The 15,332-nt window shown below is 69.9% G+C and carries 13 protein-coding genes; 8 read left to right on the top strand and 5 right to left on the bottom strand.

What is annotated here, in order from left to right:
- Positions 1 to 352 precede the first annotated feature (352 nt).
- A complete protein-coding gene (locus G447_RS0107885) occupies positions 353 to 1,363 on the top strand; it encodes a LacI family DNA-binding transcriptional regulator (RefSeq protein WP_026430656.1) in 1,011 nt (336 codons plus the stop codon).
- Between the two features lie 67 nt (positions 1,364 to 1,430).
- Positions 1,431 to 4,070, top strand: a complete 2,640-nt coding sequence (locus G447_RS11335; RefSeq protein WP_051226284.1) for an alpha-L-rhamnosidase — start codon at positions 1,431 to 1,433, stop codon at positions 4,068 to 4,070.
- Here G447_RS11335 and G447_RS0107875 read toward each other — a convergent pair.
- Positions 4,043 to 4,330, bottom strand: coding sequence for a hypothetical protein (locus G447_RS0107875; RefSeq protein WP_005869846.1), 288 nt, complete (start codon positions 4,328 to 4,330; stop codon positions 4,043 to 4,045). The genes G447_RS11335 and G447_RS0107875 overlap by 28 nt on opposite strands.
- Positions 4,331 to 4,437: 107 nt before the next feature.
- On the opposite strand from G447_RS0107875, the gene pta reads away from it, so the two are divergent.
- The 3 genes from pta to G447_RS0107860 all read left to right on the top strand — a co-directional run bounded on the left by pta (position 4,438) and on the right by G447_RS0107860 (position 8,359).
- The gene (pta, locus tag G447_RS0107870; RefSeq protein ID WP_026430655.1) at positions 4,438 to 5,937 is read left to right on the top strand and encodes a phosphate acetyltransferase; all 1,500 of its coding nucleotides are present in this window, start codon (positions 4,438 to 4,440) and stop codon (positions 5,935 to 5,937) included.
- A gap of 81 nt (positions 5,938 to 6,018) precedes the next feature.
- Positions 6,019 to 7,218, top strand: coding sequence for an acetate/propionate family kinase (locus tag G447_RS0107865; protein ID WP_026430654.1), 1,200 nt, complete (start codon positions 6,019 to 6,021; stop codon positions 7,216 to 7,218).
- Between the two features lie 211 nt (positions 7,219 to 7,429).
- Positions 7,430 to 8,359, top strand: coding sequence for a DUF3800 domain-containing protein (locus tag G447_RS0107860; RefSeq protein WP_005869851.1), 930 nt, complete (start codon positions 7,430 to 7,432; stop codon positions 8,357 to 8,359).
- On the opposite strand, the gene G447_RS0107855 is transcribed toward G447_RS0107860, so the two are convergent.
- Both G447_RS0107855 and G447_RS0107850 read right to left on the bottom strand, forming a co-directional pair.
- Complete coding sequence (locus G447_RS0107855; RefSeq protein ID WP_026430653.1) at positions 8,356 to 9,264, bottom strand: diacylglycerol kinase catalytic domain-containing protein; 909 nt, start codon at positions 9,262 to 9,264, stop codon at positions 8,356 to 8,358. The two genes, G447_RS0107860 and G447_RS0107855, sit on opposite strands and share 4 nt — an antisense overlap.
- A 1-nt stretch (position 9,265) precedes the next feature.
- On the bottom strand, positions 9,266 to 10,276 hold the full coding sequence (locus G447_RS0107850) for an SPFH domain-containing protein (protein ID WP_026430652.1): 1,011 nt from the start codon (positions 10,274 to 10,276) through the stop codon (positions 9,266 to 9,268).
- Between the two features lie 104 nt (positions 10,277 to 10,380).
- Here G447_RS0107850 and G447_RS0107845 point away from each other — a divergent pair, with 104 nt between their 5' ends.
- The 3 genes from G447_RS0107845 to G447_RS0107835 all read left to right on the top strand — a co-directional run bounded on the left by G447_RS0107845 (position 10,381) and on the right by G447_RS0107835 (position 13,678).
- Positions 10,381 to 11,160 (top strand): NUDIX hydrolase, encoded by a 780-nt coding sequence (locus tag G447_RS0107845; RefSeq protein ID WP_026430651.1) that lies wholly within the window; start codon positions 10,381 to 10,383, stop codon positions 11,158 to 11,160.
- Positions 11,157 to 13,241 (top strand): NAD(+) synthase, encoded by a 2,085-nt coding sequence (locus G447_RS0107840; protein WP_026430650.1) that lies wholly within the window; start codon positions 11,157 to 11,159, stop codon positions 13,239 to 13,241. The genes G447_RS0107845 and G447_RS0107840 overlap by 4 nt, the downstream gene beginning before the upstream one ends.
- Positions 13,242 to 13,318: 77 nt before the next feature.
- The gene (locus G447_RS0107835; protein WP_026430649.1) at positions 13,319 to 13,678 is read left to right on the top strand and encodes a hypothetical protein; all 360 of its coding nucleotides are present in this window, start codon (positions 13,319 to 13,321) and stop codon (positions 13,676 to 13,678) included.
- 111 nt (positions 13,679 to 13,789) lie between these two features.
- Here G447_RS0107835 and G447_RS0107830 read toward each other — a convergent pair whose 3' ends face one another.
- Both G447_RS0107830 and G447_RS0107825 read right to left on the bottom strand, forming a co-directional pair.
- A complete protein-coding gene (locus G447_RS0107830) occupies positions 13,790 to 14,554 on the bottom strand; it encodes an ABC transporter permease (RefSeq protein WP_026430648.1) in 765 nt (254 codons plus the stop codon).
- A gap of 5 nt (positions 14,555 to 14,559) precedes the next feature.
- Positions 14,560 to 15,330: an ABC transporter permease gene (locus tag G447_RS0107825; protein WP_034476754.1), complete on the bottom strand. Its 771-nt coding sequence runs from the start codon at positions 15,328 to 15,330 to the stop codon at positions 14,560 to 14,562.
- Positions 15,331 to 15,332: the final 2 nt, after the last annotated feature.

Genomic DNA, 15,332 nt, shown 5'->3' with positions numbered 1-15,332 from the left:
TCCTTTCTCATGCCGGAATCGTCAGGCGGGGCCGCGTCGCGCCAGCACCGACGGCGATGTCAGCCGGCGCACTCAGCCCGTTCCGACGGGATTCGTCTGTGAAACCTTTTACACCATACCAAGGGATCTCGTGGGCGTCAATGCCCACCATGTGGATCATGTAGCTCGACACCTGAGCGCAACTCATACAAAAGTCATGAGGACATCTCGACAACCAGAGACCCAGGCCACCCCACCCCATCACCCAAGAGCCCATCAATCCACTTGTAAAACGTTTGATACCAGGTACACTGGGAGAAAACGTCCGCAGTGGCGGGCCAGCCGTCAGGATGAGATCAACCCAGGAGATCCAATGCCCACCAGAGTCGGCCTACGCGAGGTGGCCCAACGGGCTGGCGTGTCGATCACTACCGTGTCGAACACGCTCAACAGGCCCGAACGGGTTTCTGACACGACCCGCGAGCGAGTCCTGGCAATCATGGAGCAAATGGGGTTCGTGCGCAACGAACTCGCCCGCCAACTGCGCACCGGCGGGACGATGACGATCGGAATGGTCGTCCTCAACATCGCCAACCCGTTCTTCGCGTCCCTGGCGCACGCCGTCGAGGACGCCGCCGAGGCGCTCGGGTGCACGACGGTCCTGGGCTCCAGCGGCCAGAAGGCGTCGTGGGAGCGGCGCTACCTGGACTTGTTCGAGGAGCAGCAGTCCAAGGGGGTCCTCATCGCGCCCCTGGGCGGCATCACGGCGCGAATGCGCGAACTCCACTCCCGTGGAATGCCGATGGTGGTCTTCAGTTCCGAGGAACAGCCCGATTTCTGCACCGTCACCCTGGACGGGCGCAGAGGTGGGTACCTGGCGACGCGCCACCTCATCGAGGCAGGGCACCGCCACATCGCGTTCCTCGGCGGCCCCCTCGGCCAAGTCGACGACAGGTGGACGGGCGCGCTGCAGGCCTGCGCCGAGGTCAGCGGCGCGCGCCTCGTCCACATCGACACCGCGGATCAAACGATGAGCGAGGGCCACAGGGCGGCCGCGATCCTCGGGGATATGAGCCCCCAGGGGCGCCCCGACGCGGTCTTCGCCGCCAACGACCTCCTAGCGCTCGGACTCCTGCAGGGCCTCGTCGCGGACGGACGGATCCGCGTCCCATCCGACCTGGCGGTCATCGGGTACGACGACATCGATTACGCCGCTTCCGGACTGATCCCACTCTCGACGGTCAGGCAGCCCGTCGACGAGCTCGCCCACTCGGCGGTCCGCCTGCTGATCGACGAGGCGGACGCCCCGGAGTCGCACCGGCACCAGGCGCTGCGGATCGCCCCGGAACTGGTCGTGCGCTGTTCGACCACTAGAGGCGCTTGAAAGGGCGCGCCCCGGGTGCGCCAACCGGGCGCGGGCCCGCACTGGACGACGAGCTGGAGGGAGCGGGATGGACGACTGGGAACCGGTAGGGCGCGCTGGCGCGCCGATCCCCGTCCTCACCATCGAGGGACGCGGGGCGGACGGCCTGACCCACCTGCGCCGCCCCCGGCTCACGTGGAGGGTCGAGGGCGCCGGCCCCGGGTGGGCACAGGCGCGGGCGGTCCTGAGGTGCTCCACCGGGGAGACGTTCCAGGTCGTCGGCGGGGCCTCCGCCCTGATCGACTGGCCGTTCGCGGATGTGCGGCCCCGGCGGGGCGTCCGCGTCCAGGTCCGCCTCGCCTCGGCCGATGGCGCGCGCACCGGGTGGTCCCCGCCCCTGTCCGTGGCGGGGGCCATGCTTGACCGGCAGGAGTGGGCGCCACTGCTCGTCGGGCGCGACTTCCACGGCCCGCAGGACGAAGCGGACGCCGCCCGCCCGATCCTGCTGCGCCGCGCCTTCACGCTCGACAGACCCGTCGAACGGGCGTTCCTCTACACAACCGCCCACGGCGTCCACCAGGCGTGGGTCAACGGCACGGAGGTCGACGACCACCTGCTCAAACCTGGATGGACCAGCTACAGGTGGCGGCTCTTCCACGAGTGCACCGATGTCACCCGCCTGCTGCGCGAAGGCCCGAACGCCATCGGGATCGCTCTGGCGGGCGGCTGGTACACGGAGCTCTACGGGCCGCCCGGCGGGGCGCGCCGCCGATATTGCGGGCCGCCCGCCGCCGCCGCCCACCTGCGCATCCGCTTCCGCGACGGGACCTCGCGGACCATCGACACCGACGAACAGTGGAGGTGGGCGCACGCCGCCACCACCTCGTCGGGGATCTACGCGGGGGAGGCGCACGACGCCCGCCAGCGCATCGACGACTGGAGCAGCCCGGTGTGCCGCGGCGGGACGTGGCGCGGCATCCACGTCGTCGGAACCGCCGCCCCCGTGCCGCGCTCGATCCCACCGGTCGCGGTCACCCAGACCGTGCGCGCACGGAGGATCCTCGCCGCGCCTGACGGCACCCCCATCGTCGATTTCGGCCAGAACATCGTGGGAAGGGTGAGGATCCGCGTCGAAGGCACCCGCGGCCAGGTGGTCGTCCTCAAGCATGCCGAGGTCCTCGAAGACGGCGATGTCGCACTATGGCCCCTGCGCACCGCGCGCGCGACGGACTCGTACACGCTGCGCGGAGGGGGCGCCGAGGAGTGGGCGCCGCGCTTCACCTTCCACGGTTTCCGCTACGTGCGCGTGGAGGGGTGGCCCACGAGGCTCGCCCCCCACGACCTCGTCGCCGAGGTGATCGGCTCCGATCTGCGCTCGACAGGCGGCTTCGCGTGCTCGCACGCCCTGGTCAACCGCCTCCACCGGAACATCGTGTGGGGGACGCGCGGGAACTTCCTGTCCATCCCCACCGACTGCCCCCAACGTGACGAGCGGCTCGGGTGGACCGGCGACATCCAGGTGTTCTCCCCCACCGCGTGCCTCCTCTTCGACGTCCACGCGTTCCTGGGCGAATGGCTGGCCAACCTGGCCTGCGAGCAGAAGGCCGCACGGGGGAACGTCCCCCTGGTGGTCCCCAACGTCCTCGACCCGGCTCCGCCCACCGCGGGCTGGGGCGATGCGGCGTGCGCGGTCCCATGGGCGCTGTGGTGGGCTTACGGTGACAAGGAGGTCCTCCGGAGGCAGTACGGGAGCATGCGCGCGTGGATGCGCACGGCGGAGGGCGCTCTCGACGACGACGGGATCTGGCGCACCGGTCCACAATTCGGCGACTGGCTGGATCCGAGCGCCCCGCCCGACGACGCCGCGCGGGCGATGACGGACCCGGCGCTGGTGGCGACCGCCTACGCCGCCCGCAGCGCTCAGATCCTCCACAAGACGGCGCGCGAACTGGGCCACCATTCGCACGCCCGCGCCTACCAGCGGCTCGCGCAGCGGATCGCGCGCGACTTCACACGAGTCTTCGTCACGCGAGGAGGCGCGCTGACCTCGGACACCCAGACCGCCTACTCCCTGGCCATCGCTTTCTCACTGGTGGATGCCCGCCTCATCCGCACGATGGGCGACCACCTCGCCCGCCTCGTCGAAGACAACGGGCACCGTATCGCCACGGGGTTCCTGGGCACTCCCCTGGTCACCGGCGCGCTCACGCGGACCGGACACATCGGCGTCGCCGAGAGGCTCCTCCTCCAAACCCGGTGCCCCTCGTGGCTCTACCCCATCACAGCTGGGGCCACCACCGTGTGGGAGCGCTGGGACGGGATCAAAGAGGACGGAGGACTCAACCACAACGGCATGACGAGTTTCAACCACTACGCCTTCGGCGCAGTCGCGGACTGGCTCCACAGGACGGTCGCCGGACTGTCCGCCCTCGAGCCCGGGTACCGCACGAGCCTCATCCGCCCCCCCGTGCTCGCCGAGATCTCCTCCGCGAGCGCGTGGATCGACACACACTACGGCCGTCTGGCCTCCCGCTGGTTCCGCGACGGGGGCGGCTTGGTCGTCGAAGCCACTGTCCCGCCGAACACCACCGCGCGGATCCAGCTCCCCGGCGCGCCGGCTTTCACCACTGGTTCCGGGGAGCATGCGTGGCGGGTGCCGTTGGAGGCGTCCCCGCGCGTCCGGACGCGCGGGGATGGCGATCAGTGGACCGCCATCGTGGAGGTGTAGCTGGAGAGGTAGGCGATGGCGCCGGCGACCGCCAGCAGAACGGCGGCGTCCGCGCCGCGGTACCGGGAGGCGAACCACGGCCTGCCCGGGATCACCAGGCGGGCGCCCGCGACGACGACGAGCGTGGCGACCAGCGCCCACACCGCGCGGTGCGGGTGGTCGAGGACGGTGAGGCCCACGACGGAGCCGATGCCGCCAACGATCACACACCCCGTGAGAGCGCCGAGCACCGCGCGGCCCCTGTCGTTCCTCTTGTCCACGCGCCCACTGTAGCGCGCGCCCGGGCGGACCGCGGCATGGCGGGTTGGGCATTCGCGGTAGGATATTCGTGCATTACGTACGCCCACACCCATTGAAGGAGATTTGTGTGACTTCCCGCTACATCGTCGTAGGATCCGGTTCCCACGAGGCGGCGGCCCTCGTGCTGGACCAACTCGCCACCGCGTTCGGGGCCAGCGCCTCGGTCGCGCGCGTCCCGGCCTTCGCCGGAACTGACGCGGACAGCGCGGCCGTCGGCGTCCCCTCCGCACTGCCGGACGCGGTCGGCGCGGTCAGGGAGCGAACGGCCGATGTGGTGCTCATCGAATCCTCCTCCGCCTGCACGAACCGCTCCTTCGACGCGCTGGGCTGGGACTTCTCCCTGGCCGCCTCGGTGGGCGCCGGCGTGGTCCTGGCCCCCGACACGGAGGGCGTCGGCGCCGAACTGCTGGCACAGGAAGCGGTGACCGCCGTCTCCCGGGCGGCCGACCACCAGGCCGTCGTCATGGCACTCGCCCTCCCCGCTGCCCTCGTCGGGCGCATCGACTCCCCCGTGCCCGTCCTCCCCCTGCCCGTGGACGGGGAGGGGCTGGCCGCCCTGGTCTCCGCCCCCGCCCCCAGCGCGGTGACGCCCCTGGCGTTCCAGGCGGACCTCGTCGAGCGCGCCCGCGCCGACCGCAAGCGCATCGTCCTGCCCGAGCCCGACGACGACCGCGTCCTGCGGGCAGCGGCCCAGGTCCTCGCCAGCGGCATCGCCGACATCACCTTCGTCGGGGACGCCGACTACGTGGCCAAGCGGGCGGGGGAGCTCGGCCTGGACCTCGGCGCCGCCCAGGTCGTCTCCACGGGCGACCCCGCGTACTTGGAGCGCTACGCCGAGGAGTTCGCGCGGCTGCGCGCCAAGAAGGGCGTCACACTGGAGCAGGCCCGCGACAAGGTCGCCGACGTGTCCTACTTCGGCACGATGATGGTCCACATGGGCGACGCGGACGGCATGGTCTCGGGCGCGGCCCACACGACCGCCCACACGATCGTCCCCTCCTTCCAGATCATCAAGACCGCCCCCGGCGTGTCCGTCGTCTCCTCGATCTTCCTGATGCTGATGAAGGACCGCGTGTGGGCGTTCGGTGACTGCGCCGTCAACCCCAACCCCACTCCCGAGCAGCTGGCCGACATCGCCGTCACCTCGGCGCGCACGGCCGCCCAGTTCGGCGTGGCGCCCCGCGTCGCGATGCTGTCCTACTCGACGGGCTCGTCGGGCTCGGGCCCGGACGTGGACGCGGTCGTCGAGGCCACCCGCCTCGCCCGCGAGAAGGCCCCGGAGCTGGCCATCGAGGGCCCCATCCAGTTCGATGCCGCCGTCGACAGTGCCGTCGCCGAGAAGAAGTTGCCCGGTTCCGAGGTCGCCGGCAGGGCCACTGTCTTCGTCTTCCCCTCCCTGGAGGCGGGCAACATCGGCTACAAGGCCGTCCAGCGCTCCTCCGGCGCCGTCGCAGTCGGCCCCGTCCTGCAGGGCCTGAACAAGCCCGTCAACGACCTGTCGCGCGGCGCCCTGGTCGAGGACATCGTCAACACTGTCGCCCTGACCGCCGTCCAGGCGCAGGGCTGAGCCCGGGGCCCCTCCGCGACGGCTGAGCGAGGGGCCCGGGTGCACCCCGATCCATCAATACGAAATCCGAAAGGCAGGCGCATGCCCTCTCAGACCGTCCTCGTTATCAATTCCGGCTCCTCCTCCATCAAGTACCAACTGGTGGATCCCGAGACCGGCGATGCCCTGGCGAAGGGCCTCGTCGAGCGCATCGGCGACCCCATGGGCCTCATCACGCACGTCCACGGCGAGGCAGTGACAGAGGAGAAGATGCCCGTCCCCGACCACACCGTCGGCATGCGCGAGGTCCTGCGCCTCTTCGACACGAAGGGCCCGACTCTGGCCGAAGCGCACATCGTCGCCGTCGGCCACCGCATCGTCCAGGGCGGCCGCCATTTCGACGGCCCGGCGCTGATCACCGACGAGGTCCGCGACCTGATCGAGCAGCTGTGCCCGCTGGCCCCGTTGCACAACCCCGCCCACCTCAAGGGCATCGACGTGGCGCGCGGCCTCATCTCCGACGTCCCGCACGTCGCGGTCTTCGACACCGCGTTCTTCCAGCAGCTGCCCGACCGGAGCGCCCTTTACGCCCTGGAGACGGAGACCGCGGAGAAGTACTCGGTGCGCCGCTACGGCGCCCACGGCACCTCCCACCAGTTCGTCTCCCAGGAGATCGCGAAGATGCTGGGGCGCGACGACCTCAAGCAGATTGTGCTGCACCTGGGCAACGGCGCCTCCGCGTCCGCAGTCCGCTGCGGCAAGCCGATCGACACCTCCATGGGCCTGACTCCCCTGGAGGGACTCGTGATGGGGACCCGCACGGGCGACATCGACCCCGCCGTGGTCTTCCACTTGGAGCGCGTGGCGGGGATGAGCGTCGAGGAGGTCGACACGCTCTTCAACAAGAAGTCCGGCATGAAGGGCATGACGGGGGAGTCCGACATGCGCAGTGTGCGGGCGATGATCAACAATGACGACGATCCCGTGACCCAGAAACGCGCCCGCACCGCGATGGACATCTACATCAACCGCCTGGTGAAGTACGTGGGCTCCTACACGGCGGAGCTGGGCGGCTTGGATGTCATCACCTTCACGGCCGGCATCGGCGAGAACGACATGAACGTGCGCCGTGAGCTGGCCGAGGCGCTCTCCCCCTTCGGCGTCAAGATCGATGTCGAGGCGAACAAGGCGCCCAGCGGCGAGCCGCGCGTCATCTCGGCGCCGAACTCGACCGTGAAGCTGGTCGTCTTCCCGACCAACGAGGAGCTGGCCATCGCGCGCCAGGCCCTTGCCTTCGCCTGATCCCTCCCCGGCGGCGGGGCCGGGGCCCTTGATCGGGCCCCGGCCAATGCCTCCGGGCGGACCAAGGACCCGTTGACTTCCACCAACGAAAGGCATAGAATTATGCCTGGTAACGGCGAGCTTGTCCTCGCAGAGTGCCAATTCGCAGACCCGCGCTCACACCTCGTGCAGCGTGGGTTCTTGCGTTTCACGAGACTTATAAGGAGTGGCCGTGCTCATCGCCTACATCGATGAGGTCGGCGAGGCTGGCGCATACGTCTCGAAGACCCATAAGCGGTACAACACATCGCCGGCGTTCGGATACGCGGGTTTCATCCTCCCAGCGGACTCCGTCAGGGGCTTCTCGCGCCACGTGGCCGATGTCAAGAAGGAAATCCACGCCTACCTGCACGGGGACGCCTCCCACGCGGACTACAACCCCCAATGGGAGCGCAAAGGTTCCGAGGCGTTCAGCAAGGGGGCGTGGCGGAGGGACCGCCAACGGGAAGTGCGCGCGATCCGCTCATTGCTACCAACGCTCGACAGCATGCACGGACGGGTGTTCTACTTCCTCCGTGAGAAGCCCCTTGGCACGCCCGGACAGGTGTGGCCGAAACTGACCGACGCCGAACGGAGGGAGAAGTACGAGCAACGGACGCTAAACTGCCTGCGCGAGTCCATCAATCGACTGTGCAGATACGCGGAGCACGAAGGTGACAACCTCATGATCTTCCAGGATATGATCAACGAGGCCCAGAGGTTCCAGCAGGTCAGCAGGAGTTATGCCCATATCTACTCCCGCGTCAGCGACCATCCTGAGATGTCGCGCGCGATCGAGGCTCCCGCGTACATCGACTCGCGCCTGTCCACTAACATCCAGTTCGCGGACTGGGTTGCGGGCATGGTGGCGCGCGCGTGCGAGCGCCAGTTGACCGAGACGCGTGACTTCGACTGGATTCCAAAAGCCCTGTTAGAACGGATGCGTGGGAAGATCACGTACGAGTCGACTCTGCAGTTCCATCAGAGGAGTTTGGACAACGTGCACAACATCGACTTGTTCCGCGAACAGCGCCCTCTGTTCGACACACACAGCCATGGAATGACTGAGGAGAACCTGGCGAAACTGCGGTTGGTCCACGCGAAGGCATCGAGCTCCCATTAAACTCCGCCCTCGTGCGCCGCGGGTTCGACGAGCGCCAGGGCGCGCGGCGCGCGGCGGACCCGCACCGTCTGCCCCCAAGTGAGGACGAGCCGGTCCGCCTCCATGCCATCGCCGAAGAGGACCAGGGACTCGGAGGCGACGCTCAGGCCCAGTTCCTCCCCCTCCCCCAAGATCCCCTCGGTGCACTCGGTTCCCGTGCACGGGGAGGGCCACGCCTCGCGCACGAACCACGCGAGCGACTGGGAGGTCGGTCCGGGCAGGTCCCCCATGCCGCGTCCGCGCTTGAGGGAAGCGCCCCAGCCGGTTGCCCCCGTCCCGGTGCTGACGACGACACCGGAGGAGGACTGCCTCTCGGCGCGCCCGGGCAGCGCCAGCTCGTACCGGGCGCTCTGGTGGCTGGGATGCCCGATGAACACCTCGTTGAGGGCGGTCAGCGAACGGGAATCATCGACCGTCGCACTCACCATCGTCAGATGGTCGACGCCCACCCGTTCCCCCTCGTCGAGGCGGCGGCACGCGGCGGCCCCCTGGTCGGGCGTGCAGCGCACGAGCACGCCGGCGTTCGATTCGGGCGCGGAGTTGACCCCGACTACGACCTGGCCGCTGAGGTACTTGGCGGTGTTGGCGACCAGCCCGTCCGGGCCGACGACGACGATGACGTCCTCTGGGGCGAAGAGGAAGCGCGACAGGGAGTCGCGTTCCACGTCGGCGCTCGCCCACTCCTGCGGGATCCCTGCCCGCACGCGGGCCAGGGCGCCCACGTGCGCCTCGTGGGCGCGCTCGACCTCTTCGAGGGCGCGCCCGCGCGAGCGCAGGACGAACTCGACCTGCCCCCTCGTCGAATAGCGGTCCATGAGCTCGTCGTACTCGGTGGGGCGATGGACGACGACTGCCCGACGCCGCATGCTACTCGCCCCGCTTGGCGGAGCCTGCGAAGGCGGAGAGGACATCGGTGAGCATGTCGGGGGTGATGGTCACCGACCCGATGGAGGGCATGTTATGGGCCATCTCCTTGAGGGCGAAAGCGCGCACCACGTCGGGCCCGGCTTCGGCCAGGGCGCGGACGTAGGCCGCCTCGTTGGCGATCTTGGCGCCGCCGACGCGCTTCCAGTCGTCCTCGTTGGCCTTGGCCAGGGTCTCGATGCGCCGCGCTTCGGCCTCGACGGCGATCGCGTCGGCGGCGGCCTTCTCCTCGGCCTCGCGCCGACTGTTGCGCCCCTCCTGGTCGACCAGGTCAGCGCGTTTGCGAGCCAGGTCGAGCTTGGATTGCAACTCGTTCTCGGAGATCTGGGACTCGCGCTCGACCGCGAGGGCCCGGCGCTCGTACAGGGCGCGGTCGGCCTCGGCCTGGAGCCGTTCGAGGAGCGGGGCGCGCAGGGAGGATTCGACGCCCTCATCGGGGCGCAGGGACATCAGGCGCGCGTCGACGACGCTCACGCCGGTGGCGCGCAGCTGTTCGTCGCGCTCGAATGCGAGGACGAGGGCGGCGCCGACCTCGTCGAGAGAGCCGGAGATGGCCTCCGACAGGGGCATCGCCGCGATCACCGAGGCCAGGGAGGAGGAGGCGAGCCGGGTGACCAGTTCGTCGATCTGCCACAGGCCCTGCGCGTCGGCGGAGGCGCCGCGGGGGTAGAGCCCGAAGTCGTAGTGCTTGGCGGCGGCTTCGGGGTCCTCGATCCGGTAGGTGATGGACACCTGCGCGTTGACGTTCTGCTGGTCGGCGGAGGGGGTCTGGACGAGGAAGCTGTGGGCGCGGTCCGCGATGGGCACTTCGGCGAGCGCGCTCCTTCCGGCGCGCAACCAGAAGGACTGCCCGACGCCGGACCGGATGGTGCGCCCGGCGCGGATCTGGATGACGTGGTCGCCGGCGCCGCCCTGGTAGCGGACGACGAGGGGGTGGTGGTGGAGGGTTCCCATGATGTTCTCCTTGTCCGGGTGGCATCCCACTTGTTTATGTCATGCCGACGATAATTCTCCGCCGACTTAATGTCAACTCGACGCGAATGGGGTAGGATAACAGCATGACCACCCCGTTCGCCTTCCCGATCGCGGTCGACGTCGTCGCCCTGACGGTCATCGACCGCGCTCTGCACTGCCTCGTCGTGACAAGGGGCATCGACCCCTATCGGGGGCGGCCCGCACTGCCGGGCGGTTTCGTGCGCGAGGGCGAGCAAACCCTCCAGGCGGCCGAGCGCGAACTCGAGGAGGAAACCGGCATCACTCCCCCCGGCCACCTCGAACAGCTCTTCTCCTACGGCCCCCTGGGCCGCGACCCCAGGGGCCCCGTCCTCTCCGTCGCCCACCTGCTCCTCGCCCCCCGCTTCTCCCCCGTGCGCCCGGGAGGCGACGCCTCCGGCGCCCACTGGCGCCCCGTCGACGCGCTACTGGCGCCCGACTCGCCCCTCGCCTTCGACCACGCGACCATCCTGGCCGACGGGGCCGAGCGCGCCCGCTCCAAGATCGAGTACTCCCCCTTGGCCACGTCCTTCTGCGGCCCCGAGTTCACGATCACGCAGCTCCGCACCGCCTACGAGGCGATCTGGGGCGCACCCCTGGACCCGCGCAACTTCCACCGCAAGGCGACCAAGACGGCGTCCTTCATAGAAGCGACCGGGAGGACGGCCCACGAGGGCGCGGGGCGTCCGGCCGCCCTGTACCGCCTCGCCCCCGGCGTCGACGAAACGGCCTTCGTCCTGGACCCGCCCCTGCGGCGGCCGACCGGACCGGCGCCGGTCCCGCCGACGAACCCCCTCCCCGGTCGAATGCGCGACAATAGGGCGAGCACTGAAGGAGAACCATGAACTTCCATTCCCTCTACGACCAGGGCTTCGCCCGCGTCGCCGCCGTCACCCTGCCCGTTCATCCGGCCCGCCCCGCCGAGAACGCGCGCGAGATCATTGACGCCGCACGCGGCCTATCCGAGCGCGGCGTCGCGTTGGCGGTCTTCCCCGAGCTGAGCGTCTCCGGCTACGCGATCGACGATCTGCTCCTGCAGGACGTGCTCCTGGACCGCACCGAGGACGCCCTGGCCTCGATCGTCGAGGCCAGCGCCGACCTGCTGCCCCTCCTCATCGTCGGGGCCCCCCTGCGCAAGGGAAACTCCTTGTACAACTGCGCGGTCGCCATCCACCGGGGGCGCGCCCTGGCCATCATCCCGAAGTCCTACCTGCCCAACTACCGCGAGTTCTACGAGAAGCGCCACTTCGTGACGATGCCGCCGCGCGCGTGCGAGCGCGTCGAGGCCCCCTGGGGCGGGATCGACGAGTTCACGGGCTCGACAGCGTGGATCCCCTTCGGCCAGGTGCTGCTGAGCGCCGACGACGTGCCCGGCCTGACCGTCGGCGTCGAGATCTGCGAGGACATGTGGGTTCCCGTCACTCCCGGCGCCGAATTGGCGCTCGCGGGCGCGACGGTGCTGGCGAACCTGTCGGCCTCGCCCATCACCGTGGGGCGCGGCGCGGACCGCGAACTGCTCGTGCGCTCTTCGTCCGCGCGCTGTTCGGCGGCCTACGTCTACACCGCGGCGGGTCCTGGCGAATCCAGCACCGACCTGGCCTGGGACGGCCAGACCATGGTCTACGAGGCCGGGGACCGCCTGGCCGTCGGCGAGCGCTTCCAGGAGGGCGCCCACATGACGGTGGCCGACGTGGACCTGGAGCGCCTGCGCACTGAGCGCACGCGCCAGAACTCCTTCGCCGACAACGCCGCGCGCGTCTTCACCGAGGAGGCGGGGGCTGCGCCGCAGCGCGTCCACTTCACGCTCAACCCGCCGCGCACGGACCTGGGGCTCCAGCGGCCGGTCGACCGTTTCCCCTTCGTGCCCGACGATCCGGCGCGCCTCGAGCAGGACTGCTACGAGGCCTACAACATCCAGGTCGCGGGCCTCGTGCAGCGCCTGCGCGCGATCGGCAGCCCGAAGGTGATCATCGGCGTGTCGGGGGGGCTTGACTCAACGCACGCCCTGGTGGTTGCGGCGCGCGCGATGGACCTGCTGGGGCGGCCGCGCACGGACGTCCTGTGTTACACGCTGCCCGGCTTCGCCACGAGCGAGCGCACGAAGAGGAACGCGACCCTGCTGTGCGAATACCTGGGCACGTCCTTCCAGGAGATCGACATCACTCCGGCGGCGAGCCAGATGCTGGCCGACATCGGCCACCCCTACGGCGCGGGCGAGGCCGCCTACGACGTGACCTTCGAGAACGTGCAGGCCGGCCTGCGAACCGACTACCTCTTCCGCCTGGCCAACCACCTGGGCGGCATCGTACTGGGCACAGGCGACCTGTCCGAGCTGGCGCTGGGCTGGTGCACCTACGGCGTGGGCGACCAGATGAGCCACTACGCCGTCAACACGGGCGTCCCCAAGACCATGATCCAGCACCTGATCCGCTGGGTCGTCTCCTCCAAGCAGTTCGACGAGCGGGTCGGCGGGGTCCTGCTGTCGATCCTGGACACGGAGATCTCCCCGGAGCTGGTGCCCGCAAAGCCGGGCGAGAAGATGCAGTCCACACAGGACAAGATCGGGCCCTACAACCTCCAGGATTTCACTCTCTTCCACGTGCTGCGCCGCGGCGCTCGCCCCTCCAAGATCGCGTTCCTGGCGGAGAAGGCGTGGTCGGACGCTTCGGTCGGCGACTGGCCGGCGGGCTTCCCCGAGGCCGACAAGACCGCCTACTCCCTGGCTGAGATCGTCAAGTGGGAGCGCCTGTTCCTGCGGCGCTTCTTCTCCCAGCAGTTCAAGCGCTCCGCTCTGCCCAACGGGCCGAAGGTCATGGCGGGCGGCTCCCTGTCCCCGCGCGGGGATTGGCGCATGCCCTCGGACGCGTCCGGCGACCAGTGGATCGCCGAACTCGACGGGGCCGTGGAGGGGCTTCTCGAGGCGTGAGCACCGCTCGTGCCGGCGCCCGCGGCTCTACCGGGACGCGGAGCGCCGCGGGCGTCGGCTAGGAATGGAGGATTGATATGGACACAGCCGCCCAGTGGGCCTTCGTGCTCGTGGGCGCTGGACTGGCGGTCTTCGGAGCATTCGAACTGGTTGTCGGGGTGTGCGCACGGGCCGGGCGCGCCTCGGGCCGCCTGTCCCTGCCCCTGCCCGTCGAAGCGGGGTCGGCCCAGTGGGAGCGCGCGCACCGCGCGGCGTGGCCCGTCCTCTTCGCGGGGGGCGTCCTGGGGGCGTCCCACGGCACCGCGTTGGCGGCGACCGCCCTCATGTGGCCGCGAGGGGCCCTGTCCGTCTGCGCCGTCCTCGCGGTGAGCGGCCTGGTCGTCGAGGCGGGCCTGTGGCGGGTGGCGGGGGCCGCGGCGCGCTCGCGCTTGGGCTGAGGCCCGGCGGTCGGCGCCCCCTGGTGGAGGCGGAGGGCACCGCAGACTTCCTGCCGCTCGCCCTCCGTCGCCGCCGTTCCCCGGCCCGCGGGCCAGTGATTCCCCGCCCCGTCAGGTGTGTGCCTCGATCGTGCGGCGCGGAGCGATGAGGACCGTCGCGCACACGAGGAGAGTGCTCAGCACAGCGCACGCCGCCAGCAGGGGCGCAACGGACTGGGGCGAAAGGCCACCCGTGGCCGTCACGGCCGTAGAACCCAGGAACAGCGCTCGCGAGGCCAGGCCCTGGGGCAGCACGTAGGACAGTGCGCCGACCGCGCCCGTCGAGGCGGCGATCGAGCCGAAGCCGACGCCGGAGACCAGCAGGCACACGGCGACGGGCGCCGCGAACGACTTCATGAGCATCGACAGCAGCGACTGCGCGAGGACCAGGGGGACGGCGACGATGACGGCGAGCGCGCACGACAGCGCGAACGCCGCTCCCGGCCACCCGGGCATGCCCATGGTGAGGCCCAGGCCCCAGGTGAGTGCCAGGAGCACCACCTGCGCTACGGCGACCGGCACGACGAGGACCACGGACTTCGCCAGGACGACCGCCCAGGGCCGGTACCCCGAGGTGAGGACAATGTTCCACGAGGCGTCTCGGTGCTCAGGACGCCACGCGGACGCCGCCATGAGCGCCACGCCCAGGTTGAAGAACATCAGTCCGTAGAAGAGGGTGACCTGGCTGGCCAGGGAGTCCCACCCACCGTTGAGGGCGTCCCTGTTCACCCAGTAGTTTACCGCTCCTGCAACGGTGGCCAGCAGGGGCAGCAGGACGGCGAAAACGCCCACCCGAGAGCGGCGGAGTTTGAGGAATTCGGCGGCGATGAGGCCCATGGTTCTCACCTTTCAACACGATCCATGCGGTGGGTCGCCCAGGCCAGGACGGCCAGGGCCAGGAGGAGGAAACCGACCACCCAGGGAAGGTCGATGCTCCCGTAGCGCACGCCCCCGGCCTGCCGATCGACTAGTCGCGTGTTCGTGATCACCGCGTAGTACCCCCAGGGGACCACGCGGGCGATGGCACTCGGGGCTAGGAGCATGTACATCGCGGTGAAGGCACCCAGCAGACCCACTCCAACGCAGATGAGCTGGTTGTCCCATTTCGCCGCCAACCACACGTGCGCACCCACGAACACGCCGTCCACCAGCCACAGCAGGACGGCGTACTGGATCCACTGCCCCCATTCGAGGGGCACCGTGTACCCCCTCAGGCGGGCAAGGCCGATGGTCGCCGCTGTCTCCGCCGCCACCGCGAGCGCCATCACCGCCGCCAGGAGCGTGGTCTTCGCTCGGCACAGCGCGCCGGGCCCCACGCCCGTCGTTGAGTTGAGCGTCCAACCCGCGCCGGTGTTCTCGATGTCGGTCTGGCGGCTGGCGATCACGGCGACCAGGACGGGATGAACCAGGGCGTTCATCATGGCGGCATTCAGCAGCAAGGATGCCCACGGCCAGGCATCCGGATCCGCACCGACCACCGGCGCCTCGGGCCGGAACAGGTTCATGCACGACAGCGCGACCGCCGCGGCGACCGCGACGGCGACAACGGGAATCGTGTGGAGGCGGCGCATCTTCGCCGCTTCGAGGCGCACGAGCAGCATCCTGCGTGCCATCG

Origin of the sequence: Schaalia georgiae DSM 6843 (genome assembly GCF_000429245.1) — a bacterium.
In the GTDB taxonomy this organism is placed as follows: Bacteria; Actinomycetota; Actinomycetes; order Actinomycetales; family Actinomycetaceae; genus Pauljensenia; species Pauljensenia georgiae.
The sequence above is the reverse complement of the archived record's forward strand: the minus strand, read 5'-3'. Positions and strand labels throughout refer to the sequence as shown.